The sequence below is a fragment of the Listeria sp. MAN/IMW/UF555 genome (assembly GCF_058684075.1).
This window is the reverse complement of the sequence record NZ_JBZWZS010000002.1, coordinates 389,680-416,226: the sequence shown is the minus strand read 5'-3', so window position 1 is coordinate 416,226 and position 26,547 is coordinate 389,680. Positions and strand designations below refer to the sequence as shown.

Annotated in this window: 16 protein-coding genes; 14 read left to right on the top strand and 2 right to left on the bottom strand. The window is 36.5% G+C overall.

From position 1 onward, the window contains the following. The first annotated feature begins 71 nt into the window (after positions 1 to 71). The 8 genes from isdE (at position 72) to AC4PG8_RS09140 (ending at position 17,802) form a co-directional block, all read left to right on the top strand. Complete coding sequence (gene isdE, locus AC4PG8_RS09175) at positions 72 to 944, top strand: heme ABC transporter substrate-binding protein IsdE (protein WP_185510610.1); 873 nt, start codon at positions 72 to 74, stop codon at positions 942 to 944. Further along, entirely contained in the window at positions 934 to 1,923 is a 990-nt protein-coding gene (locus AC4PG8_RS09170) for a FecCD family ABC transporter permease (RefSeq protein ID WP_492170279.1), read from the top strand. Before isdE ends, AC4PG8_RS09170 begins: the two co-directional genes overlap by 11 nt. Further along, a complete protein-coding gene (locus AC4PG8_RS09165; RefSeq protein ID WP_492170278.1) occupies positions 1,904 to 2,683 on the top strand; it encodes an ABC transporter ATP-binding protein in 780 nt (259 codons plus the stop codon). The genes AC4PG8_RS09170 and AC4PG8_RS09165 overlap by 20 nt, the downstream gene beginning before the upstream one ends. Before the next feature lie 3 nt (positions 2,684 to 2,686). Next, positions 2,687 to 3,427, top strand: a complete 741-nt coding sequence (gene srtB, locus AC4PG8_RS09160) for a class B sortase (RefSeq protein WP_492170277.1) — start codon at positions 2,687 to 2,689, stop codon at positions 3,425 to 3,427. A 59-nt stretch (positions 3,428 to 3,486) separates the two neighbouring features. Continuing rightward, positions 3,487 to 3,963 (top strand): siphovirus Gp157 family protein, encoded by a 477-nt coding sequence (locus tag AC4PG8_RS09155; RefSeq protein WP_492170276.1) that lies wholly within the window; start codon positions 3,487 to 3,489, stop codon positions 3,961 to 3,963. Between the two features lie 192 nt (positions 3,964 to 4,155). Continuing rightward, positions 4,156 to 7,611, top strand: coding sequence for a MucBP domain-containing protein (locus tag AC4PG8_RS09150; protein WP_492170275.1), 3,456 nt, complete (start codon positions 4,156 to 4,158; stop codon positions 7,609 to 7,611). Positions 7,612 to 7,791: 180 nt separating this feature from the next. After that, positions 7,792 to 12,942, top strand: a complete 5,151-nt coding sequence (locus tag AC4PG8_RS09145) for a SpaA isopeptide-forming pilin-related protein (RefSeq protein ID WP_492170274.1) — start codon at positions 7,792 to 7,794, stop codon at positions 12,940 to 12,942. Between the two features lie 270 nt (positions 12,943 to 13,212). Continuing rightward, the gene (locus AC4PG8_RS09140) at positions 13,213 to 17,802 is read left to right on the top strand and encodes a SpaA isopeptide-forming pilin-related protein (protein WP_492170273.1); all 4,590 of its coding nucleotides are present in this window, start codon (positions 13,213 to 13,215) and stop codon (positions 17,800 to 17,802) included. Positions 17,803 to 17,843: 41 nt separating this feature from the next. Here the strand turns inward: AC4PG8_RS09140 and AC4PG8_RS09135 are convergent, their stop codons facing one another. Beyond that, positions 17,844 to 18,191, bottom strand: a complete 348-nt coding sequence (locus tag AC4PG8_RS09135) for a magnetosome magnetite crystal formation protein family (protein WP_003724594.1) — start codon at positions 18,189 to 18,191, stop codon at positions 17,844 to 17,846. Between the two features lie 105 nt (positions 18,192 to 18,296). Then, positions 18,297 to 18,860, bottom strand: coding sequence for a TetR/AcrR family transcriptional regulator (locus tag AC4PG8_RS09130; RefSeq protein ID WP_185512994.1), 564 nt, complete (start codon positions 18,858 to 18,860; stop codon positions 18,297 to 18,299). Positions 18,861 to 19,044: 184 nt separating this feature from the next. Between AC4PG8_RS09130 and AC4PG8_RS09125 the strand changes: the two genes are divergently transcribed. From AC4PG8_RS09125 to AC4PG8_RS09100, 6 genes are all read left to right on the top strand, one after another. Beyond that, a complete protein-coding gene (locus AC4PG8_RS09125) occupies positions 19,045 to 19,806 on the top strand; it encodes an SDR family oxidoreductase (protein WP_010991103.1) in 762 nt (253 codons plus the stop codon). A gap of 181 nt (positions 19,807 to 19,987) precedes the next feature. After that, positions 19,988 to 21,061 (top strand): GGDEF domain-containing protein, encoded by a 1,074-nt coding sequence (locus AC4PG8_RS09120; RefSeq protein ID WP_070753797.1) that lies wholly within the window; start codon positions 19,988 to 19,990, stop codon positions 21,059 to 21,061. Between the two features lie 105 nt (positions 21,062 to 21,166). Next, on the top strand, positions 21,167 to 22,534 hold the full coding sequence (locus AC4PG8_RS09115; RefSeq protein ID WP_070753796.1) for a sigma-54 interaction domain-containing protein: 1,368 nt from the start codon (positions 21,167 to 21,169) through the stop codon (positions 22,532 to 22,534). Between the two features lie 229 nt (positions 22,535 to 22,763). Next, complete coding sequence (locus tag AC4PG8_RS09110; RefSeq protein ID WP_070005856.1) at positions 22,764 to 24,347, top strand: acyl CoA:acetate/3-ketoacid CoA transferase; 1,584 nt, start codon at positions 22,764 to 22,766, stop codon at positions 24,345 to 24,347. Further along, positions 24,344 to 25,567: an L-lactate MFS transporter gene (locus AC4PG8_RS09105; protein ID WP_003739530.1), complete on the top strand. Its 1,224-nt coding sequence runs from the start codon at positions 24,344 to 24,346 to the stop codon at positions 25,565 to 25,567. Before AC4PG8_RS09110 ends, AC4PG8_RS09105 begins: the two co-directional genes overlap by 4 nt. 21 nt (positions 25,568 to 25,588) lie before the next feature. Continuing rightward, complete coding sequence (locus AC4PG8_RS09100; protein WP_010991099.1) at positions 25,589 to 26,518, top strand: DUF561 domain-containing protein; 930 nt, start codon at positions 25,589 to 25,591, stop codon at positions 26,516 to 26,518. Positions 26,519 to 26,547 lie beyond the last annotated feature (29 nt).

Sequence of the window (26,547 nt, the reverse complement as noted above, 5' to 3'; positions counted from 1 at the left end):
CGAGTTAGGTTGGGGTTATCCTTTGCTTAACTCGCTTTACCGATTTTATTTTATAAATGGGGGAATAAGTGATGAAAAAAATAGCTGTCCTATTATTGGTGTTATTACTTTTTTTAGTTGGTTGCGGGAATGAAGAAGCGGTTCAAAAGTCCGAACAAAAACCGGAGAATAATCCCAAAATTGTCGCGACTACTGTAGCAATTACGGAAATTATGGATAAACTGGACTTGCCGCTTGTTGGAATTCCAACTAGTTCTAAAAAACTTCCGGAACGGTATGCTGATGTAAAGGAAACAGGGTCGCCTATGGGGCCAGATTTAGAAGTTATTCGGATGTTAAAGCCAGATATGGTTCTTTCCACAAAAACGCTAGAAGCCGACTTAAAAGCGGGTTTTGAGGGTGCTAATTTAAACGCGGACTTTTTAGATTTTACAAGTATTGATTCTATGCAGGCTGAAATTAAGAAACTTGGTACAGAATTTGATCGCACCAAGGAAGCGAGTAAACTAAATAACGATTTAACAAGTGAGATTGACAAGGTGAAGGCGAATGTAGCTAAAAAGAAAAAGCCAACTGTACTAATACTTATGGGCGTTCCGGGAAGTTATTTGGTTGTAACTGAACATGCTTATATTGGTGACTTGGTTAAACTTGCTGGTGGTGAAAATGTGATTACGAACCAAAAGGTAGAATACTTGGCTTCTAATACAGAATACTTACAAAGCGCTAATCCAGATATTATTTTACGAGCTGCACATGGTATGCCCGCAGAAGTAGTAAAAATGTTCGATGAGGAATTTAAAACAAATGATATTTGGAAACATTTTGATGCTGTGAAAAATAATCGTGTATATGACTTGGATGAAAATTTATTTGGAATGACGGCTAGTTTAAACGCTCCAGAAGCACTGCGCGAAATGGAAAAGATGCTTTATGACAATTAAACAAAAAAGTTATTTTGGTGCAGTTGTTGTTTTGCTCTTTGGGACAATTTTATGGGCTGTTCAGGCGGGAAGTTTGCAGATGTCTATTCCGACTTTTTTAAGAGGCCTTTTTAGTGGTGGAAATGAGATGGTGGATGTTGTAATTGATTTGCGTTTTCCGCGGATTATTATTGCCCTGCTCGCTGGGGCGGCGCTTTCGGTTTCTGGCTTGTTGCTTCAAGCTGTGATGAGAAATCCGCTTGCTGATGCTGGTGTGATTGGTATTTCAGCGGGGGCGAAGTTTTTTAGTTTTGTTATCATTTTATTTTTACCGGAATTGTATTTTTGGTTGCCACTTTTTTCTTTTATTGGTGGGGCTCTTGCTTGTTTTTTAGTCTTTTTATTTAGTTATCGTTCTGATTTTAATCCACTTCGCTTCATTATCATAGGTATTGCAATTAACGCGGTTTTTACGGGGTTGAGTGATGCGTTATCATCTCAAGTAGCCCTTGTTTCTAGCCAATCTGCGAGCAGTGCAGCTAGCCTTGCAATGAAAAAATGGTCTGATGTTGAGACATTGGTAATCTATGTAACGATTGGGCTTATTTGCGCGCTGGTACTTGCTAAATGGTGTAATGTATTAGGTCTTGAGAATAAAATGGCTAGAGGTTTTGGCGTTCCAGTTAATAAAACGAGGATATGGCTTGCGCTGATTGCTGTCCTACTTGCTTCAATTACAACAGCAGTCGTCGGTGTTATAGCGTTTGTAGGTTTACTCGTACCTCATATTGCTAGAAAATTAGTTGGTGGAAATTATCAAATTTTAGTTCCATTTTCGATTTTATTTGGCGCTTTATTGCTATTATTTGCTGATACACTTGGCAGAACGTTATTTCAACAAATGGAAATTCCAGCTTCAGTGATTATGCATATTATCGGCGGTCCATTCTTAATCTTTTTAATGCGAAAGGGTGATTTTTATGGAAGTAAGGGACGTTAGTTTTAGTTATAATGGAACAGATGCGATTTTGAAAAATGTCTCATTTACTATCCAAAAAAATAAAATCAATACGATTGTTGGGCCAAATGGTAGTGGGAAATCTACTTTGTTAGAAATTTTGGCTAGACTTCTTTCTCCTAATTCTGGCAAAGTTTTATTAGAAGGAAAATCGATTTTTGAATGGAAAGCGAAAGAATTTGCGCAAAATGTAGCAATTGTTCATCAAAATAATATTCTTCCGAGTGAATTAACGGTCAAAGAATTGCTTTATTTTGGACGGCTACCTTATAAAAATTGGCGAATGACACGAACAAAAGCGGATGACTTAGCTGTAGAAAAAGCTTTGAAGCAAACGGAGCTAAGTGAAAAAGCAGAGAAATTTGTTGATAGTTTGTCTGGTGGGGAACGACAACGTGTTTTCATTGCGACTGCGTTAGCGCAAGATACGCCTATTTTGCTTTTGGATGAGCCGACGACATTTCTTGATATGTACTTTCAGCTGGAAATTTTAGAGTTGGTAAAGCGTTTAAATCAAGAGGAGAAATTGACTATTGTAATGATTTTACATGATTTGAACCAAGCGCTTACGTATAGCGATCAATTAGTTGTTATGAAAAACGGAGAAGTGGTAGCGAAAGGGAATCCTGAGACTTTACTAACAACAGAGTTAATAGCAGAAACGTATGGAGTTGTTGCAGAGGTGCTTTGTGACGTGAAAACAGGGAAATACATTGTTCCTCAGAAGCGAAAGGAGTTTTAGAACGTGAAAATGAAGTCGTTTTTGGGGAAAATCCTGACTTTAGTTGTATTAGCTGTGTTTCTTTTTTCTGGTTGGAAAATCGGTGCAGAACTTTATGAAAATAACCATAACCGTACAATTTTAGATGATGCGAAGGCAGTCTACACGAAAGAAGTGACTACGACTAATGTGAACGGCGAAGTAAGAGATGAACTTAAAGCTTTGCAAAAATTGAACAAGGATATGGCTGGTTGGCTAACGATTGCTGATACAGAAATTGATTATCCGATTTTGCAAAGTACGGACAATGACTATTATTTGCATCATAATTACAAAAATGAAAAAGCAAGAGCGGGAAGTATTTTTAAAGATTATCGGAATACGAATGAGTTTTTGGACAAGAATACGATTATTTACGGGCATAATATGAAGGATGGCTCGATGTTTGCGGATTTACGAAAATACTTGGACAAAGATTTCTTGGCGGCACATCCAACATTTTCGTATGAATCAGGCCTTGCGAATTATGAAGTAGAAATTTTTGCTGTATATGAAACGACGACTGATTTCTATTATATTGAAACGGAATTTCCAGAACCAAAAGACTTTGACAATTATTTGCAAAAAGTGAAGCAACAATCTATTTATCAATCAGATGTCAAAGTAAGCGGCAAGGACCGAATTATTACACTTTCTACTTGCGATACAGAAAAAGATTATGAAAAAGGACGCATGGTTATTCAAGGAAAACTAGTAGCAAAATGAAAAAGCGCCAAAATAGGATGATTTTTGGGGCTTTTTTATTTTTTGAAAGGGTGCGAACGATGAAATTATATCAATTAACCAATAATTATTTACGGGTGCAAGAACTTTTGGAAGAAAATAAAACCGAGGCTGTGGAAGATACGTTAGATGCGCTCACAGATGGTTTTCATGATAAAGCAGAAAATATCGTTAAAATAATTAAATCATTAGCAGCAGATGCCGAAATGGCAGGAAAAGAAGCAAAACGGCTTTTAAAACGAAAACAAGCATTAGAAAATAATGTTCAGAAATTAAAAAACTATTTACAAACAGAAATGGAACGAATGGAAATTAGAAAAATAAATAGTACACTTTTCACGATTCAAATACAGAAGAATCCAGCGAGTGTCGAAATAGTGGATGAAGCTTTGCTAAAACCGTTCTTTTTACTACAAGAACCTAAAATTGATAAAAAGCGAATTGCAGAAATACTAAAATCTGGTGAAGAAGTAGAAGGTGCTAGATTAGTAGAAAGCGAATCGATTCGAATAAGATAAATAAAACAACCAAAATCGTTAAAGTTTTTAATGATTTTGGTTGTTTTTGTTAATAATAACTATTTAAATAAGTAAAAACGTAAGATAGTTCACATTTTTGTAACAAACTGTCCCTTTTTTTGCATCTTGGGAACATTTCACGGTTTCCTCCTATGAAATAATTAATGTTAAGTAAACAAAGGAGGAGCGGATGTGAATCGTTTGAAAAAATTAGTAACTATATTAATTTGTACTTTGCTTATAGTGTCACTTCTTCCATTTTCTGTTTGGGCAGAAGACAAAGAAGGGGTTGAAACGAACGTAGGGGAAGCAGCTACGGAAGAAAAGGTTACGCAGGAAACGACTTCAAATGAAACTACAACAGAGCCTTTGAAAGAAACGACAGTAAATGAACCAATAAGCACAAAATCATTTCCAACTGGGAATTATTCTGGGGACTTTAGTATTAATTCTCAAAAAGACGTGATTGAGTCTGGTCAGACAGTGAACTATAACATCTATTTAAAAATAACTGGACCAAACACAAGTTATAAAAATGCTAAATTGGTAATCAATTTACCGAAAAATGGGGAATTCACTCAATCATTAAGTGAACTTAAGATTGCCGGAGTAGCACCAAGTTATAACAAAACAACTCGTCAGCTTGTATACAAATACCAAACACTAAATAGTGGTGTGGTTGATAAAGTCATTCTCAAGCTGTCTACGAAAAATGGTTATACGCCAAATGGAACGAAATTAGAAGTAACAGGGGAATTTAGCGCGGATAATTTATCAGAAAAAGTAACGGAGCAAGCTGAAACAACCGTGAATGCAACAGCCACAACAGCTTTGTCAAATGAATTTACGAAAGTGGAAAATAGTATCAATAATAATCCAAGCCAAGGAGATATTGGGATTTGGTCTTTCAACTTAAATATACCGAAAAAGTCTACAGGGAGCCTTTTTATTGAAGAAGGAAAGAAAATTATTATTGAATATACGTTAGCGGATAAGCTAGATTATTTGGGAGTAGCAGGGGATACACCGGAGCCAACAAAAATCGAAGGGCAAAAACTAACTTGGGAAATTGCAGCACCTACATATTTGGAACAAGAAAAAGCAACTAGTTTACTTAATAAGACTTTCCAAATTAGAGCGTTCTTCCAAACAAGCATACCGAATTTTGCGACTGTAGAAAACAAAGCGGTTGCAACAACGAACTTTATTACTTTAACTGATAGCATTGTGGATACTTCAAAAGCATCAGTTTCAGTTTCTGCAAGTGATCCAGCGACAATTCCTCCAACTATCGGAAGCGTCTATGCTCCAGCACACAGAGGGCCAGTCGATGAAAATTGGGGAATTGCTACTGTGACTGGAAATCCAGATATAAAAGCATATGATAGTGCGAAATTAGGTTTTAGTTTGATGCTAAATTCGGCAATGAATGACTCACCTTCCTATGACTTCATCTACTATGATGTTTACTACAATATTGATGATAATTTAAATCTGGATTATTTCCGAAGTGGCGATTTTTATTTTAAACCAAATGTTAATTATCCTGGTTGGCCGCAGCTGAAAAAATCACCTAAATATAATTTACTCGTAAAATATGATGGTGATAATGACTGGACTACGTTAAAAGAAGATATAGAGCTGAGCAAAATGTATTCAAGAAAAGATCTTGGAATTCCAGATGATAAACATGTGAGTAAAGTATGGCTTCATTTCACATATGCACCAGCTGGCATGTACAGCGCAGATTTATCTTTCTTTACAACAGTCAAAGAAGGCTATGTGGGAGAAGTTAGAAATACCACGAAAATTAATATGTACGGCGCAGATAGTCAAGGTTATATCCATTACTTCGATGATACAAATCCTTGGCCGGAAAATTGGCAAAAATATGCTGGAGACCGGACGGCTCAAATTATACCGCAACCAATTGGGAAAAATAAATTTGTCCAAGGATCGGTGGCATTTGATGATACCGATGGAAATTTGATTAACGTTGGCGATAATTCAGTTTCAGTTAATTTAGAAAGCAATAAAGCTTCTATTTCACGATTAACAGGTCCTTTTGAAGCGATGGTTCTTTTACCTTCTGGCGTAAAAATGAAAAACACGGATCAACAAGGCTTTAATGTTAGCGTGTTAAATAGTAATTACCAAAATTCAGGACGTCAATTACTAAAAGTTAAATGGGACAAAAAGACGCTTTTACCAGCAGAAAAATTAACTGCAAAAATTAATGTGAGCGTATCAAAAGACACTCCAAGTAATATGTCTGTTGAAATGTTTGGATTCTTGCAGGATACAGATTTTAATGTGCCGGAAGTGACTGGGACTCCAACAACTTCTGATACAAAAATGGAAATTGACTCAAATGACATTAATCAAAATGGGAATTCGGAAGAGTCTAGAATCACATCAGGAAACCATTACATTTTAAATACGAGTAATCATTTGAAAATTAGTAAAAAAGCTAAGGGTAATCTCGATAAAGGATACAGTGGCCTGGCAAATGCCACAACAAATTCCATCGTATCGTATCAATTATTACTAGAAAATGATTCGGACGAAAAAATAGCCAACATGGTATTAATGGATGTTTTACCAAGTGAAAATGATTTAGGAATTACAGATAACAGCGAACGCGGTAGTAAATTCAATTTGGAGCTAACGAAAGTAGTAGCAATTCCAAATGAATGGAAGGATAAGGTCGAAGTAACTTATAGTACTGCCAAAAACCCTAAACGTGCGGGCGTTCTCGATAAGCATACGATTTATCCAACTGGTTCAGAACCTCTAGTTGATAACCGAGAAGCAACAGAAGCAGATTGGTTAACCGCTTCAGAAGTACAAGATTGGTCTAAAATTCACTCTTTTAAAATGGAGCTAAAAGAAGGTATTGAGTGGATTCCTGGGAACTCCATGAAAATTCAATTTGATTTAAAAACACCAAAGAAAAACCAAATAGATAAGGAACTTTTAAATCAGCAAACAAAAAAAGAAGACCGAGCTGCATGGAATTCTTTTGCTGTGGCTGTAAATAATTCTCAAGTAATTGAGCCGGCCCAAGTAGGAGTGGCTTTAGATGATAGTGTTGCGCCAGTTACGGTGCAATATGTTGATCAAAACCACAAACAAATTGCCAGCCCAGAAACACTAACAGGAGCTTACGGAGAAAAATTCACTGCAAAACAGAAGAAAATTACTAACTACACCCTTGTAAAAACACCCGCGAATGTAAGTGGAACATTTAACGAAAAAGCACAGACAGTTACTTTTGTTTATCAAAAAGTGACAGCCGGAAACATCATTGTCGATTATGTCGATAAAAATGGTGAAAAAATAGCTGATTCGATTGTTTTAACTGGAAAATTAAATTCAAGTTATCGAACTTCAGCAAAAAAAATCTCGGGATATAAATTGTATCAAACACCTAAAAATGCATCGGGGAAATTTTCGAACACCTCACAAAGAGTAACTTATGTGTATGAAAAAGCCAGCACGTTTTCAATATCCTCTAATAAAGGGGCTGACAACGTGGAAAAATCGGCAAAACTACCACAAACGGGAGATTCTAAGAAAACTAATTTATGGTTTATTCTTGGAATGCTATTGCTATCAAGCACTTTTGTGATTATGAAGAAAAAATGATTTCACCAGTGTTTTAAACGTTTTTTATGTGTTTATGATTAGTTTTGTTCACTAAAAAGACACATATTATTTTATATTTTCGCAAAAAGTGATTCTTGGGTGCATTTGTTTGTTACAATTCAACAAGTCTATAAGGGATTTAACAACAGTTAGAAATAGATTATAGGAGGACAAAACGCAGTGAAAAATATCAGACAATGGAAAAAACTAGTTATTGCAATGGTTATTGGATTACTAGTATTCCAAAATGTTTCACCTGTACTTGCAACAATGACAGACGATGAAACGGCAAACACTACATTAAAAATCATCAAAGAAGATAAAGATACAAAAGAAAAAATCAATGGTTCAACGTTTGAGATAAAGAATAAAGAAACAAGTGAAACAACAGACTTAACCATCAGTGCAAATGGCGAGGCAAAAATGGATTCTCTTTTACCTGGTGATTATCTGGTTAAAGAAAAAGCTGCAGCAAAAGGCTACACACTAGATGAAAAGGAATATAGTGTAACTTTAGCAGAAAAAGAAGAAGTGATTACTTCGGTTTCAGCAAAAGAGCAAGAAGAAACAACGAAAGAAGCAGCAACACCAACACCGGTTAAAAAAGCAACACAAAATGCAAATCAAAAAGCTGCTATTACAGAAAATATTTTTAACAAAGTAACGCTTAAAGATGGTAATGGCGATGAAATTAACACATCAGACCGAATTCAAAATGGTAGCGGTGTTGTGCTTAACATGAATTTTGCATTCTCTGGAAAAAATTATAAAGCGGGGGATACGTTTACAACCGTTTTACCAGATGCTTTCAACTTTGGGAATAAAAACCTAAGTGGGAACTTCTTACCTTCCACAGAAGCAGAATGGACGCTTGACGTTACAACGCGTGAACTTACGATTACTTTCTTAAAAGATGGTATTCAAGAAGGCGATTATGATGTGAATATCAGTACAGCCTTTAAAGTATTTACATCAACAGAAGAAACGATACAAGAAGTTGTTTTCAAGACAGCTGGGAAAGATACTATTTATCAAATCGAAGTTGTACCAGTAGTTAACTACCCAACAACTGTAGGAATTACGGCGAATCCAGGGGTAGTAAATCCGACAAAAGGTCAAGTAGATGCCAAGTTCAACTTAACCAAAGAAAAAGATGCTAAGGGTGAGCTGAAACTTAATGATTATGCTTCCGGTGGAACAACAACTATTGATAAAGATAGCATCAAAGTATATTCGAGTGATGTTAGTGCTGGGGGAACCTTCATTGGTACGAAAAAATTACTTGTTGAAGGCACAGATTATACGCTAACTTATTCCGCAACTTCTCTAACTGTTACGTTAAACGGTGGGCTTGCTGGGAAAGGCTACCAAGTAACATATGACCGCACAATCAACAAACCAAGTGATTCACTTTCTTATATGTCTACACAAGCTTATACAGTAGGCGATTCAGGAACACTATCGAGCAACTCCGCTTATGTTTACCTGACGATGACAAATTATAAGCATATCGAGAAAAAAGCTACTTATAACGGCTCAACACAAAGTATTGATTGGAAAATTAACTTTAACTTTGATCAAGACGAAATATCTCCTTCAACAGTGCTTACCGATGTTTTAGCAGATAACGACGTCGAATATGTAGCAGATTCACTTAAAATTAAACGAGTAACTTTTAACGCAACGAATGGGTCGCCAATCGTTGGAGGTGACGCTTCAAGTGACTGGACCACTTCAGCAATCTCGGCAAATGGAAATTTTAATTTAACGTATAAGGACACAAACACAAACGCATATGAAATCACTTATTCCACGAAAATCACGGACTTTAGTGATCGTAAAATTAAAAATGAAATTACAGATGAAAATGGTGTTTCCGCTGACGCAACGATCGCGATTCAACCAGATTTACTGAAAAAAGAAGCTGGAACAATTGACTATTTTAATAACACGATGACATGGAAAATCACTGCCAACTCTGACAGAATTAAGATGGGGAATCTTAATATCACAGATGAATTTTCTACTGGTGTAAAAGCCCTTAAGAGCTACACTGTCCGGGCCTATACAGATAATATCAATAGCGTCTTATTAACAGAAGGCAAAGATTATACGATTGATAAAGATGTGACACCAGCTGGTTTTTATATCCAACTTATCGGCGATTATGCTACAACAGACAAAAAAATTGTGGTTGATTTCGTCACAGAAATTGACCTTTCTGATGTAACAAAAACGATTGATAATAAAGCATCCATTTCTTATTACGATGGCGGAATTATCAAGTATGTTGATGATGTAAAAGCTTCCATGACGCCAGATCCAGCTATGATGACAAATGGTGGTAAATACGGATCATACAACTCCACTACGGGGAATATCGATTGGATCGTATCTGTAAATGCTATGGCGAAAAACTATGACAACTTGATTTTTGATGATGCTATTCCAACTGGATTAACATACGTAGAAGGCTCACTACAATATCGTAATGTGGCTTCCACAAGTGAGATGATGAATTTATACATCCCGCTTAACTCTGTTGGAACAGTAGCTAAAACAGGTGATAAAAACTATCCAACAAAAGTCGATACTACTGGGAATAAATTACATTTAGAATTTGCTAACTTGGAGAATTCACGAGTATTTATTAAATACAGTACCAAACCAAACGAAAACTGGTATTTCTACTCCTACGTACAAAACACTGCGAAGGTGAGCGATAATGGAGTAGGCGAAAAATCTTATAGTTACCAAGCTTACGCAAGCAAACTTTTTAATGCGATGACAAAAACAGCTACTATTGATCCATCTTTTGATAATAAAGTTAACTGGGTTGTTACACTGAACAATATCTCAGCAGATCGTCCTATTAACAATCCAACAATTACAGATACAATGAAAACAGGAACGACTGGAGCGCAAGTAGTAAAAAGTAGCTTTAAAGTAATCAATGAAACGACGGGTGAAGATATTGACTCAAAATATTATGACATCACATACACAGACAATAATTTCACTATCCAGTTCAAAGACTATAAAGCAACTGCGCCAATTAAAGTAACCTATAGTACAATCAGCTTGATGTCTGGTCTTGTTAGTAACACAGCGACAACTGCTTCTCCTGACTACGGTAGTTTACCAATGACATATAAATCAAGAACAACAAGCATCTCTCCAGCCTTCACTATTGGTAGTGGTAGCGGGACGGCGACAATTGGTTCACTTGAAATTATCAAAGTGGATAAAAAGGATAATACGAAAAAACTAGCAGGAGCTAAATTCCAGCTTTATACGCTTGAAGGTGATAAAGCAGGACAAGAGGCTACAACTGATTCAGATGGTAAAATCGTGATGGACGGCCTTCAATCAGGAAAATATAAACTAGTTGAAACTGAAGCACCAACAGGATATACAATTAGTGATGAATACAAAGATGGTAAAGAAATCACGATTACTGCTGATGTAGCGACGAGCGTTACAATTGAAAACACAGAACAAACTGGTAGCGCAGTTCTTTTAAAAGAAGATAGTGTAACAAAAGATGCTATTTCTGGCGCAGAATTCGAATTACAAACAGCAGACGGAACAAAAGTATCGGAAAACTTAGTAACAGATGCAGACGGTAAAATCGAAGTAACTGACTTAGCACCAGGAGACTATCAATTTGTAGAAACAAAAGCGCCAACGGGCTACGTTTTGGATGGGGCACCAACGAAATTCACAGTTGAATTTAACCAAGAAGTGGCTGTAATTGTAACAAAAGAAAACACAGCCAAAACTGGTAGCGTAGTTCTAACAAAACAAGATAGCATAACAAAAGCTACGATAGCCGGAGCTGAATTTGAATTACAAAAAGCAGACGGAACCAAAGTATCGGAAAACTTAGTAACAGACGCTGACGGTAAAATCGAAGTAAACGATTTAGCACCAGGGGATTATCAATTTGTAGAAAAAAAAGCTGCGGCAGGCTATGTATTAGATGCAACCCCAAGCGAATTCACCATTGAATTTAACCAAGACAAGGCAGCAGTTGTAACAAAAGAAAACACAGCCAAAGCTGGTAGCGTAGTTCTAACAAAACAAGACAGCGCAACAAAAGCTGCGTTATCTGATGCGGAATTTGAACTACAAACTGCTACTGGAACTAAAGTAAAAGATAATCTTACTACGAATGCAAGTGGTGAGATAGAAGTAGCTGATTTAGCACCAGGCGATTACAAGTTTGTAGAAACAAAAGCACCAACGGGCTACGAATTAGATGCTACACCAGTTACATTTACTATCGAATTTAACCAAGCGACTGCAGTCAAAGTAACGAAAGAAAATGTTGCGAAAACTGGTAGTGTAGTTCTTACTAAACTAGATAGTAAATCAAAAAGTAATTTAGCTGGGGCAGAGTTTGAATTACAAACAAAACTTGGTGTAAGTTTGAAAGATAAAGTAGTGACAGAAGCAAATGGTCAGTTGCAAATTGATAACTTAGCACCAGGCGACTACCAATTAGTAGAAACAAAAGCACCAACAGGTTATGAACTTGATGCAACACCAGTTGAATTCACCATTGAATTTAACCAAAAAGATGCAGTTCAAGTGACTAAAACGAATAAAATGTCTACTGGATCAGTTGTGTTAACTAAAACTGATGGGCAAACAAAAGCCCCTCTTGCAGATGCAACATTCAAATTAGTAGACGCAGATAATAACGTCACAGAAAATCTAACAACAGATGCTTCTGGTAAACTGGAAATAACTAATTTAGCCCCTGGTGATTATCAATTAATTGAAATGAAAGCACCAAAAGGTTATGAATTAGATACCGTTCCAGTCGATGTGAAAATCGATTTTGATCAAAATCAAGTGCTTCAAGTAACTAAAACAAATATTAAAACTGTTGTAAGCGGCAAGGTAATAGCTGAATTTGTTGATACAAAAGGAAATGTATTAGCAGAACAAGAGATTCATACAGGTTTAGTCGGGGAGAAATATATAACTAAAGCGAAATCTATCGCGGGTTATAAACTAACGAAAGACCCTACGAATAAAGTTGGCCTATACAAAGAAACAGATCAAAAAGTAACCTTTGTATATGATAAAAATAAATCACCACTCGTTGTCGACCCTACCAAACCAATTAATCCTTCTAAACCAACAAAACCAGCAAAACCAGCAAAACCATCAGTAAGCCCTTCAAAACCAGCTACAGTGAAAAAAGCACAAAGTCTCCCTTCAACAGGAGATAATTCACTAGCTAATCTAATCATTACAGGATTATTCGCTAGTGCACTTGGACTTTTCTTACTAAGAAAATCAAAAAAAGTAAATGATTAATAATTGTAGTCGCTATTCTTAACAGGATAGCGACTTTTTTATCTATTATATATAGAAAAAAATTCCATCTTATAATGCAGAAAAAGAGGGTTTAGTATTGAAAAAGTATATTTTTAATAAAAAGTATACTATTTTTGTTCACCAAAAAGACATAATAAATTTACTTTTTCGTTCTTTAAGAACATTTTCGACTCCTCGTCTTTTGTTATAATTCAACGAGTCATAGGTCTTATACAACAGACGTAGCTTGCATAGGAGGAAAACAGCTTAATGAAATATATGGTAAAATGGAGAAATTTTTTTATCGCTGCAATTATTGGTTTACTCGTTTTTCAAAATGTTTCGCCAGTATTAGCAGCCATTGTTGATGAAAAAACAAAAGTGAAAACGCTTAAAATAATTAAAGAAGATAAAGATACAAAAGAAAAAATCAATGGTTCTTCTTTTGAAATTAAAAATAAAAAAACTGGAGAAACAAAAGAAGTTTCTATAACAGATTACGGGACAATTGTAGATAATTCACTTTCAGAAGGAGAATATATTGTTAAGGAAAAGAAGGCAGCCCCTGGGTATACTTTAGACGAACAAACTTATAACGTCACCTTAGCTGATAAAGAAGAGGTTATAACTTCTATTTCAAGCAAAAACGAAGCAGAAAAAATTCCATCTGTTACAGAACAGCCCTCTAAAAAAGGGAATCTGAAAGCAGTTATAACAGATAATATTTTTACTGCAGTAAAGGTAGAAAATGGAACTGGAAATGAACTTAGTGCGACTACCCGTATAAAAAATGGTGGAGCAGTAGTCCTGAAAATGAATTTTACTTTCTCAGGGAAAAACTACAAAGCTGGAGATACATTTAAAACGGTTTTACCAGATACATTCAACTTTGGAACGACTAATTTAACAGGAGATTTCTTGCCTTCAACTGAAGCGAAATGGGATTTGAATGCAAGCACTCGGGAATTAACTATTACTTTTTTGAAAGATGGTGTGCAAGAAGGTAATTATGATATTGAGCTTAGTACGGCGCTAAAAAGTTTCTCTGAGACAGATAAAACAAGTCAGGAAGCAGTGTTTAATACGGCGGGTGGTAATACAAATTATCAGTTAGAAATTATTCCTGAAGTAGACAAGGCTACACAGGTAATACTCGAAGCAACGCCGAGTAAACTTAATCCGGATAAAGCTACTGTGGACGCAAGATTTAATTTAACAAAAGAAACTAATGAGTTAGGGGAACTTAGACTATCGGACACTGCTTATGGGGGTTCAACTATTATTAATAGAAGTAGTATTAAGGTTTACTCAACAGATATTAGTGCTAAAGGAACTTTCATTGGCTCAAAGCAATTACTTACCGAGGGTACAGATTATGAATTGATTTATGCACCTTCAGGATTAACAATTAAATTAAAAGAAGGTCTAAAAGCAAAAGGATATCAAGTTACCTATGAGCGTTCCATTGATAAGACAAATACGTCTTTGACTACTTTAGGGACTTCAGCAACAACAGTTGGAAGCTCTGGCATGTTATCAAATGGAAGTATGACCATTTCAGTAACAATAAAAGCATATGATCATTTAACTAAAAAAGCAGTTTATAACCCTGTAACTCAATGTATTGATTGGACAATTAATGTTAATTATGATTTAGCAAATTTGACACCTGATACGGTTTTAAAAGATGTATTAACAGACGATAATGTTAGTTATGTCGCAGATTCTTTGAAAATCAAGCAAGTCACTTTTAATGAAGAATCAGGAGAAGTAGTAATAGGCGAGGATGCGTCTAATGATTGGACTGTTTCGACTATATCAGATAACGGTAGTTTTAATATGAACTACAAGAAAACAGATAAAAAAGCGTATCAAGTAACGTATTCTACAAAACTAACCGATTTTAGTCCACGAAAAATTAAAAATGAAGTAACGGATGAAAAAGGTGTTAAAGCAACAGAAAACTTTGATTTCAAGCCAGACTTACTAAAAAAAGAAGCTGGAGAGATTGATTATTATAATAATACAATGGATTGGACTATTACAGTTAATTCGGAAGGTATTAATATGCAAAATATTAATATCGTTGACGAGTTTTCTACAGGTGTAAAAAGTTTAATCAGCTACAGTGTGTACGCTTATCCTTCTGATTCAGGCTATAACATATTAACTGAAGGTAGAGACTTCACCATCCAAAAAGACGTCACGCCAGATGGTTTTAAAATTAAACTTATCGGTAACTATGCGACAACAGATAATAAAATTGTTGTGAAAATGAAAACAAAAATTGATTTAACTGATGGAGCAAACACGCTAAATAATAAAGCCTCGTTTTCATATTTTGACGGTAGTTTAACCCAGTATTCAGAAACAATAAAGGCAGAAGCAACACCGGAAACTAGTATTTTAGCTAACGGTGGGAAGGTCGGCAAATGGAACCCGGCAACTGGTGAAATAAATTGGATTGTATCTGTCAATGCAATGGGGAAAAAATATAATAAATTAGTTTTAGATGATGAATTTCTGGATGGTACAACCTTTGTAGAGGGATCTTTACAGTATCGTAATGTAGTTAATTCATCCGAGCTGACCGACTTGAGTATTCCTCTAGAGATAAAAGGGACTTTAGCACAAGTTGGGGATGCTAATTATCCAACCAAAATAGACACATCAGCCAATAAAATACATTTAGAATTTGGTAATTTAGATACTAATCGTGTATTTGTTAAATATAAAACAAAACCAAAAGATAATTGGTTTTTCTCACAGTGGGTAAACAATAAAGCTATCGTTTCAGATAATGGAGCAGATGAACAAATATACGAAACGAAAGAGTTTGCTTTTTTGCAAAATGAAGTTATTAAGGTAGCTGGAAACATAGATAGTACATTTGGAAATAAAGTGAATTGGAATATGGAACTTTTGAATATTACTCCAGAAAGAACACTGTCTAATCCAGTTATTACCAATCGATTGGAACAAGGAAATACGGGTGCTCAGTTTATTAAAAATAGTTTTCAAGTAATTAATACAAAAACGAACGAACCGATAAACGAAGAAAATTATGATATTACTTTTGAAGGAAATACCTTTACCATTCAATTTAAAAACTATACTGCAATGGCGCCAATCAAAGTAAACTACAGCACAATAAGTTTACTTTCAGGACCAATTTCTAACGAAACTACGGTAGAAGCAGAAGATTTTAGTAATGTCCCAATGTTTTTTAAAAAGAGAAATGTGGCAGTATCACCAGTCTTTACTGTGGGAACTGGATCAGGTATTGCAACGATTGGTACGATTAAAATCACAAAAGTGGATGAAGACGATACTACGAAGAAATTAGAAGGCGCAAAATTTCAGCTTTACACACTAGATGGTGAAAAATCTGGACAAGAAATAACAACTAATTCAGAAGGTGAAATTTTACTAGATGGTATTCAATCTGGAAAGTATAAATTAGTTGAAACCAAAGCACCAGAAGGTTACAACATTAGCGATGAATACAAAGAAGGAAAAGAAATTACTGTAAGTTCATCTGGTGAGGAACTTCTTTTAACCATCAAGAATGCAATGAAAAAAGGCAATGTTATTTTAACGAAAAAGGACAGTGCATCACATGAAGTATTAGCAGATGCCGAGTTTGAATTACAAAACGCCACTGGGTCAAAACTAAAAGAAAAACTAACAACAGATGCGAGCGGTAATATAGAAATAACCGATTTAGCACCCGGTGACTATAAGCTAATTGAAACTAAAGCACCAACCGGTTACCAATTAGACGCGACACCCGTTAATTTCACAATTGATTTTAACCAGTCAGAAGCAGCGAAAGTAAGCAAAACAAATACACCAAAAACAGGCACGGTAGTGCTAATGAAAAAAGATAGCGCAACAAATACCGAGCTAGCAGACGCAACATTTGAGTTGCGAAACGAGGACGAAACGCTAGTCCGTGAGAATCTCGTAACAGACGACAACGGAGAAATTAGTGTAGCTGATTTAGCACCCGGTGACTATAAGTTAATTGAAACCAAAGCGCCAACTGGTTACCAATTAGACGCGACACCAGTTAATTTCACGATTGATTTTAACCAGTCAGAAGCAGCGAAAGTAAGCAAAACAAATACACCAAAAACAGGCACGGTAGTGCTAACGAAAAAAGATAGTGCAACAAATGCCAAGCTAGCTGACGCCACATTTGAGTTGCGAAACGAGGACGAAACGCTAGTCCGTGAGAATCTCGTAACAGACGATAATGGAGAAATTAGTGTAGCTGATTTAGCACCCGGTGACTATAAGCTAATTGAAACTAAAGCACCAACCGGTTACCAATTAGACGCGACACCCGTTAATTTCACAATTGATTTTAACCAATCAGAAGTAGAGAAAGTAAGCAAAACCAACAAGAAAAAAATTGGTACAATTATAGTTAACTTTATAGATGTAGACGGCAATCAATTAAATGACAAGGAAGTGCATACTGGAAATGTTGGTGAAGAATACAGTGTGAAAGCTAAAGAAATCGTTGGCCATACATTGGTTAAAGATCCCGCTAACAAAAAAGGTATGTATAAAGAAACTTCACAAGAAATAACCTTTGTCTATGAGAAAAAGGCAATGCCGATTACTGTGGAACCTACTGAACCATCAAAACCAACAGAACAGCTAACAGAATCAGCTACAGTAGCAGAGCCAAAACCTATAAAACAAAACATTAAAACAACCAACAAATCACCAAATAATAAGAGAAAACTTCCTTCTACAGGAGATGAGTTCCCTTATACAATGCTATTCACTGGATTGTTTGTTAGTGTTGCTGGAGTATTCTTCTTAAGAAAACCTAAACAAATAAAATAGCAAAAAAAGCTATCCTAAGAAATTTAGGATAGCTTTTTCATTTAAATCCAAGCATCTTCTTCATTTTTTGTTAAAAGCATTTGAATACCTCGAACAATATTAAAGATAAACAGTCCAACAATAGCTATTAGTGTAAATATAAATAAGCTACCAGTAACGAAAAATGATACATTTGCGAGTAAGCCGCCATTTGTCAAAGCTGTAACGAAAACACTGGAGAAACATAGAACACCAGCGATAGTCGGAATAATGTGAGTTAGTAATGCAACTTTAGCATGATGAGTAACATCCTCTGATTTAGCAAAAATCCAAATCAATACGGGCACAATAACTGGTGCAAAGAGGATACTAAAATAACTTAAAGCATTTAAAATACGATGATCATTCATAATCAACACACCTTTCTAAGATGTCTTTATTATAGCAAGGCTAGGATTATGAAGCCCTCGTTTCAAGTTACAAAGAAGGAAAATAATATAACAAATATGTAAGAATTATACGACTTTGTTTTTAGCCTGAATAATATGAAGAAGTTGCTCTGACATAAACGCCGGCGAATGAGCAAAATTTTCTTCGGCCCAAAAAACAATCATGCCGAAAATCGCATGTGCTTGATAAGACGCAAGTAACATGGGCTCTATACTCGAACTGTCAACTGAGTAGTCAAAGTCATTTAAAATCAGTTCCCGAATAACGTCACAAACTTGATTTTGAAAACTGGGACGGATTGTCGATTTTATAACTTGTGTATAAAAAGCTTGATGACCATAAACATGATCAAAAATTTTTATCATGGAAGGCGTAAGTGTTTGAATGGAAAAAGGCGTCTTATGTGTATAAGGGTCTTGATACGCCTTTTGTAAATCAGCCAGCACTTCATCAATGATGCTATCTAAAAGTTCTTCTTTGTCACGGTAATGTTTATAGAACGTGCCTCGGTTAACATCTGCTACTGTAACAATATCCGTAATCGTAATCTGTTGAAAAGGTTTTTCATCAAGAAGAGTAAATAAAGCTTGGTTTAAGGCTTGCTTTGTTTTTTTAATCCTTCTATCCATCATTTGAAACTCCCATCCGAGAAAAATTTCCTATTACTATACATATAACGCAAAAGTGTTGCTTAATCAACAAAACAGGCTTTCTTTACATATTGAAAGCGCTTTATATCGGAGCTATAATTGAAATAAGAAGGAGTGAAATTTTATCCTTTTTAGCGTATCAAAAGTGAAGGAGGAAGTAATAATGGGGAAATTAGCTGGAAAAGTAGCAGTTGTAACAGGGGCAGCTTCTGGAATGGGGCAACAAATTGCGGTTCTTTTTGCGAAAGAAGGGGCGAAGGTTGTTGTTGCGGATTTAAATTTAGAAGCGGCACAAAAAACAGTCGCATTAATTGAAGACGAACAAGGGACAGCACTTGCGGTTGTTGCGAATGTCACGAAACAAGATGATATTGAAAGCATGATTAACAAAGCTACTGAGACATACGGAACGTTAGATATTTTAGTAAACAATGCGGGCATCATGGATAATTTTGTCCCAGCCGGTGAATTAACAGATGAGCTTTGGGATAAAGTGTTTGCGATAAATACAACTGGAGTAATGCGAGCAACTAGAAAAGCACTTCATATCTTTGAAGAAAAAGGACAGGGAGTTATCGTTAATATCGCATCTGCTGGAGGATTGTTTGGTTCAAGAGCAGGGGCAGCTTATACAGCTTCTAAGCATGCTGTCGTTGGTTTTACAAAAAATGTTGGATTCCAGTATGCTAATAAAAATATTCGCTGTAATGCTATAGCACCTGGAGCTGTAAATACAAATATTGGTACTACTATTTATGCTCCAGATCAATTTGGGCAAGAACGAGCTATGATTGGAATGGGAACAAATCCACGAGCTGGTGATGCTTCTGAAATCGCCAAAGTAGCTTTATTTTTAGCTTCGGATGATGCTAGTTTTGTAAACGGAACGGTAATTACAGCAGACGCTGGTTGGACAGCTTACTAAAAAATAACAAATCCGCATGAGAGAATTATTTTCTTTTGCGGATTTTTTATGAGAAAATAGAAAGATGGATATTTTTTAACAACTTCGCGTTTAGAGGTTGTTTCTTTGTGTAGAGAGCATGAATGAATAGTTGTGAGCATAATGGGGTATTAAATAACAAAGTGAAAGGCGGGGATGCTTTTTGGTTGAACAGTTGGTAAGTAATGCAGCGATATTACTCGCAGGATTTTATATTATTTCTTTAGTCTATAAAGAGCCAATTACGAAAGAATTATCGATAAATAGAAAAATGGTGATAGGTGTATGGGCAGGGCTGCTAGGATTTGCGCTAATGATTTTTGGGATACCGATTTCAAATAATGTAATTGTTGATTTGCGTCATATTCCTATTATTATGGTGGGCTTTTACGGCGGGCCCATTCCGGCAATTGTTTCGGCGGTCATTATTACAGCTTCACGCTTTTTAATTTCAGTGAATTCTGCAGCAGTGATGGCTGGTGTAATCATGATGTTGATTGGCATTATAACAGCTCTTTTTAGCAAACGCTTAGAAAAATATAATATTTGGGGCGTTTTTATTTTGAATATTATTGCGTGCGGTTTTGTAGTCATTAACTTACATTTGATTTTAGCAAAAGAGCCCGACTTCTGGGTTAATATGTTTACATTTGTATCGATTGCGCTTGTAATTGGCGCTGTTTCCGCAGGTTTAATGAAGAATATGATTAAATCAAAGCAATTGTTTCAAAAATACGAACAAGACTCTACACTCGATTATCTGACGAGGTTATCGAATGTAAGGCAATTTGATGAAAAAATCAACCATGTGATGGACGCCGGAAGTAGACAAGTGACATTAATGTTAATTGATATAGATTACTTTAAAAATATTAACGATACATACGGCCATGACGCTGGTGATGCCATTTTGAAACAATTAGCTATTATTTTAAAACGAAACACATCAGATGGTTCTGAGGCATTTAGAAATGGCGGGGAAGAATTTTCCATTGTCTTATTAGATTGTCCGATTGAAAAAGGTAATTTTTTTGCTGAACAAGTGCGAAAAGAAACGGAAGAGCACGATTTTATGATACCGAGTGGAAAACTAGTGAAAATTACGATTTCAGTTGGGGTTAGCAGTAGTAAAGATGGTGCTAATACAAGTGAAGGTTTGTTTAAATCTGCCGATGAAGCCCTGTATAAAGCAAAATTAACCGGACGAAATCGTGTTTGTATTGCAGATGGAAATTAGCTTGTCGCAAAAAAACGAGTACTTCTAGCAGACGTCTTATGTTATAATAGATTGTGTAATGATGAGCAAATAACTAGGAAACTAGTCCAAAAGGATGAGCTTTTAATGTTTGACTTAATGGATAACTTGCTGGGAGTACAGTCATTTGGTGAATTAAATAAGGACATGCCGACGACGCTTTTTGTCACAGATGCAGACGGTAATATTTTAATTTCTAATAAATTCACTGCGCTTACGGTCGGAATGTCGCTTGAAGAATTACTTCGTTGTAATGTAAGGGACTTAGTGGAAGACGGTGTGTACAATGATTCTGTCACGCTAGAAGCAATCCGAACCAAACAAAAGAAAACAAAAGTTATCAATACGAAGAAAGGTTTTAGTATTCGTTCGACTTCTACGCCAATTCTCTATCCAGATGGCACCGTGCATTTAGTTGTTACGATGTCAGATGAAACGCAACCAGATAGTTTTAAAACATGGCGTGGTGAGGCAATTTCGGGCAATAAAGAGTCACTTCTTCTTGAAGATTATAAAGAAAATGATGGCACCGTGATAGTAGCGGAGAGCGTCGCGATGAAACAGATAGTTCGAGTATGCAATCAAATAGCCCCGTTTGACAGTAAAGTCTTATTATACGGGGAGTCTGGTACTGGTAAAGAAGTCTTATCGCGCTATATTCATGAAAAAAGTGAACAAGCTGCTGGACCATTTATCTCGATTAACTGTGCGGCAATCCCAAAAGCATTATTTGAATCTGAGCTTTTCGGACATGAAAAAGGTTCATTTACCGGTGCGGATATTGAAAAACCTGGAATGCTTGAACTAGCTGATGGCGGCACATTATTTTTAGATGAAATTTCTGAAATGCCACTAGAGCTTCAAGCAAAAATGCTCCGAGTGCTTGAAACTGGTGAAGTAAGAAGACTGGGCTCAACAACTGAGACGAAACGGCGCTTTAGACTTATTTCAGCGACAAATCGAAACCTTGGTGAAATGGTTGAAAAAGGAACGTTTAGGCGTGATTTATATTATCGTATTAATGTAGTGCCTGTTCACATTCCAGCACTCAGAGAGCGACCGCAAGATATTATTGGCCTTGCACGTCAGTTCATTCAAAAATTTAATCAAAAGTATCAAAAAGATTTTCAGTTAAGCGGCGATAAAACGAAAGAATTACTTTCTCATAACTGGCCAGGAAATGTACGTGAACTTAGAAATCAGATTGAACGCTTAGTTGTTATGTCTGGTAATAAAGCAGTGACAGTTTCTGAAACAGATGATTTTGCGCTAGACTTACATTTTAAAGAGCAAACGAAAAAAGAATCACTTCATTTAAAAGATTATTTACAAGACGTAGAAAAACACTTTATATTGCGAGTGCTCGAAGAAAGTGATGGAAACGTGACAAAAGCGGCTAGTGTGCTTGGGATTCATCGCTCTGTTTTATATCGAAAACTAAAAACACTTCATTAATTTAGAAAACCTAATCAGATATGTCGATTAGGTTTTTTTGTTGCGTTTTCGCGACTGTTATTTGTAACAGTGCTAATTTTTATGTCGCTTTTTTGCGACGATTAATAATGCTTAAATTTATAAAGGTTGATATAAAGCCATTTTAAATGTTGGCATGAAAGTTGCTTTATAAGTAAGTGCGTATCATTACAAATATATGTGAATAATTGAACAATAAGGAGTGAGGAATTTGTCAAAAGTAATAAAAGCAAGTGAAGCAGCAAAATTAATAAAAGATGGCGATACTGTAGCTTTTAGTGGTTTCGGTTTAGCTTGTGTTAATGAAGAAATGGCTATCGCGGTTGAAAAGCGTTTTTTAGAAGAAGGGGCTCCGCGTAATCTAACCGTTATGCATGCTAGTGCGCTTGGTGATCGCAGGGAAAAAGGAATGAGTCATTGGGGACATGAAGGATTAATTAAACGCTGGATTGGCGGAATTGCGATTGCTTCTCCTAAAATGGCGAAACTAATTGAAGAAGACAAATGTGAAGCATACAATTTACCACAAGGTGTAATTACGCAACTTTACCGGGAAATCGCAGCTAAGCGACCAGGCGTTATTACAAAAATTGGTATGGGAACATTTGTAGACCCGCGTATTGAAGGGGCAAAAATGTCCGCGAGTTCTAAAGATAACTTAGTAGAGCTATTGACGATTCACGACGAAGAATGGCTATTTTATCCAAGTTTCCCAATTCAAGTTGCACTCATTCGCGGAACTGTGGCAGATGAATTTGGGAACTTAACTTTAGAAAAAGAAGGCTTACATATGGAAGTCTTGCCAATTGCGCAGGCAGTTCGAAATTCAGGTGGAATTGTTATCGCTCAAGTAGAATCTGTTGCGAAAAAAGGATCGCTTAACCCTAAAGATGTAAGAGTTCCAGGAATTTTAGTTGATCATATTGTTATTTCAGAACCAGAAAATCATTTCCAAACTGAAAATACACAGTATAATCCAGCTTTCTCTGGACACATTCAAGTTCCTCTTGGCGATATTGAGCCACTTGCGTTAGATGACCGTAAAGTGATTGCGCGTCGTTCTGCAGCAGAACTAGAACCACAAACCATTCTAAATTTAGGTGTAGGAATTCCAGTAAATGTTTCTACTGTTGCAGCGGAAGAAGGCGTGAGTGACCAATTAATACTAACAACCGAAGCAGGATCTGTTGGCGGTGTTCCAGCTGGTTTAGCAGATTTCGGTCATGCGTATAACAGTGAAGCTATTGTTGATCATCATTCGCAGTTCGATTTTTACGATGGTGGTGGACTTGATTTATCCGTACTTGGTTTGGCGCAAACCGACGAATCTGGTAATGTGAATGTCAGCAAATTTGGCTCAAGAGTTGCTGGCTGTGGTGGATTTATTAACATCTCCCAATCAGCGAAAAAATTAATTTTTGCTGGAACTTTTACTGCAGGTGGATTAAAGACGCGTGTAGCTGACGGCAAACTAGAGATTTTACAAGAAGGAAAAGCTAAAAAGTTTATCAAACAAGTTCAACAAATCACATTTAGTGGTGAATATGCTTCAACGACCGACCAAATAATTCTCTATGTGACAGAGCGAGCTGTATTCCGTTTAGAAAATGGCAAAATGGTTCTAACAGAAATCGCACCAGGTGTTGATTTAGAAAAAGATATTCTTGGACAAATGGAATTCGAACCCGTTATTGCAAGTGATTTAAAAGTAATGGATAGCGGTATGTTTAGCGAACAATGGGGTGGCTTAAAAGCTATTATTGAAAAACAAACAAGAGAGGGAGTATCTATATGACAAAAGAAATAAACCGTTGGGGAGTCTTGATTGGCTCTGTTGGTGTTCTGCTTTGTACCGGTGCGGTATATGCATTTAGTGTTTTTGCTGGACCGCTTAGTGCTGCTCATGGTTGGACAATTCCACAGGTTATGATGGCATTTACAATTAATGCGGCGATTGGGCCGATTCCAACTATTTTAGGTGGAATTTTAACGGATAAAGGGAAAGCAAAATGGGCCATTTTAATTGGGGGAATCCTCTTTGGACTTGGTTTTGCACTGACAGGTTTTGCTACTTCAACGACGATGCTTTACTTGTCTTATGGTGTTCTTGCTGGGCTTGGACAAGGTTTTGCGTATTCAGGATGTCTTAGTAACACGATTCGTCTTTTCCCAGATAAACGTGGTCTTGCTTCTGGACTTATTACTGCAGGAATGGGTGGAGCGACAATTATTGCTGCACCGATTGCGAACCACTTAATTGAAACATATAACGTAATGACAGCATTTAAAATTATGGGAGCTGTTTATATCGCAGTTGTCATTGGATGTAGTTTCCTTATTCGCGTCGCACCAGCTGGTTATGCACCAAAAGGTTGGACACCACCTGCTGGAAATGCAGCTGGTATGGTAAATGTACCTTGGACTGGAATGGTTCGAACAGTTACTTTTTATCTGATTCTTTTAATGCTAGGTATTGGCGCATTCTCAGGTTTGATGATTGCTTCTAATGCATCTTTAATTGGTCAAAATATGTTTGGCTTAACGGCTGCATCGGCTGCTGCTTACGTTAGTATTTATTCACTAAGCAACTGTTTAGGCCGAGTAGTTTGGGGCGCTGTATCTGACCGTCTAGGTAGATCTAATACATTAATGATTATCTATACAGTTATTGCTTTATCTTTACTAGCACTTGCAACGCTTCAATCGGTTGTTGGGTTTGTTATCGGGATTATTGGACTTGGACTTTGCTTTGGTGGAACAATGGGCGTTTTCCCATCCATCGTTATGGAAAATTATGGTCCGAAAAATCAAGGTGTCAACTACGGAATCGTCTTCATTGGTTATTCCACAGCAGCCTTCTTTGCACCAAAAATGGCAGCTCAAATCGCCGGTCAAAACGGTGGCGACTTCACACAAGCTTTCTATATAGCTATCGCACTTGCTGCTGTAGGACTTTGTATTAATATTGTTTATAAATTACGTGAGAAAAAACAACCAACGAAAGAATTAGCGTAAAAATAGAGAGGAGAAAAGAAAATGAGTTTAACTGAAATGCTACAAATCAAATATCCAATTTTACAAGGGGCAATGGCACAAATTGCCACATATGAATTAGCTTCCGCGGTATCAAATGCAGGTGGGCTAGGAATTATCGCATCTGGTGGAATGTCAGCAGATACATTACGAGAACAAATTCGCCTTTGTAAAGAAAAAACAACGAAACCGTTCGCTGTAAATATCATGCTGATGATGCCAAATTGTCCAGAACTTGTCGATGTCATTATTGAAGAAGATGTGCGAGTTGTTACAACTGGGGCAGGAACACCTAAACCATTTATGGAAAAATTTAAAGCAGCTGGAATTAAAGTTATCGCCGTTATCCCATCTGTAAAAATTGCACAAAAAATGGAAGAAATCGGTGTCGATGCAGTTGTTGCAGAGGGTACAGAAGCAGGAGGACATGTTGGAGAAACAACAACGATGGCGCTAGTTCGTCAAGTCGTTTCAGCAGTAAATATCCCCGTCATTGCGGCAGGCGGTATTGCAGATGGCCACGGGATGGCAGCTGTTTATGCGTTAGGCGCAAGCGGTGTCCAAATCGGCACACTTTTCCTTGTTGCTGAGGAATGTCCTGTTCCTGCTAGCTTCAAACAAGCTGTACTTGATGCCACTGATACGAGCACAACTGTAACAGGCCGCCGAAATGGTGCGCCAGTTAGAAGTATTAAAAACCCAATGATTAAGAAATATGTAGAACTAGAAAACGAAAATGCTTCTAGAGATAAATTAGAAGAATTAACACTTGGCTCTCTTAGAAAAGCAGTCCATGAAGGTGACGTTGAAAATGGTTCCGTTATGGCTGGACAAATTTGTGGAATGTTAACTGAAATTCGTTCCACAAGTGATATTATCGAAAACCTGATGAAAGAGTCAAAACAAGTCGCAAGTAACCTAGTCATTCAATAATAAAAAAGAGCCAGCAAAATCTATTAGAT

Excerpts from the sequence above, each read along its gene's own strand:
- AC4PG8_RS09165 (WP_492170278.1), top strand. The coding sequence starts at position 1,904 with ATGGAAGTAAGGGACGTTAGTTTTAGTTATAATGGAACAGATGCGATT.
- AC4PG8_RS09105 (WP_003739530.1), top strand. The coding sequence starts at position 24,344 with ATGACAAAAGAAATAAACCGTTGGGGAGTCTTGATTGGCTCTGTTGGT.
- isdE (WP_185510610.1), top strand. The coding sequence starts at position 72 with ATGAAAAAAATAGCTGTCCTATTATTGGTGTTATTACTTTTTTTAGTT.
- AC4PG8_RS09115 (WP_070753796.1), top strand. The coding sequence starts at position 21,167 with ATGTTTGACTTAATGGATAACTTGCTGGGAGTACAGTCATTTGGTGAA.
- AC4PG8_RS09130 (WP_185512994.1), bottom strand. The coding sequence starts at position 18,860 with ATGGATAGAAGGATTAAAAAAACAAAGCAAGCCTTAAACCAAGCTTTA.
- AC4PG8_RS09170 (WP_492170279.1), top strand. The coding sequence starts at position 934 with ATGACAATTAAACAAAAAAGTTATTTTGGTGCAGTTGTTGTTTTGCTC.
- AC4PG8_RS09155 (WP_492170276.1), top strand. The coding sequence starts at position 3,487 with ATGAAATTATATCAATTAACCAATAATTATTTACGGGTGCAAGAACTT.
- AC4PG8_RS09135 (WP_003724594.1), bottom strand. The coding sequence starts at position 18,191 with ATGAATGATCATCGTATTTTAAATGCTTTAAGTTATTTTAGTATCCTC.
- AC4PG8_RS09125 (WP_010991103.1), top strand. The coding sequence starts at position 19,045 with ATGGGGAAATTAGCTGGAAAAGTAGCAGTTGTAACAGGGGCAGCTTCT.
- AC4PG8_RS09140 (WP_492170273.1), top strand. The coding sequence starts at position 13,213 with ATGAAATATATGGTAAAATGGAGAAATTTTTTTATCGCTGCAATTATT.
- AC4PG8_RS09100 (WP_010991099.1), top strand. The coding sequence starts at position 25,589 with ATGAGTTTAACTGAAATGCTACAAATCAAATATCCAATTTTACAAGGG.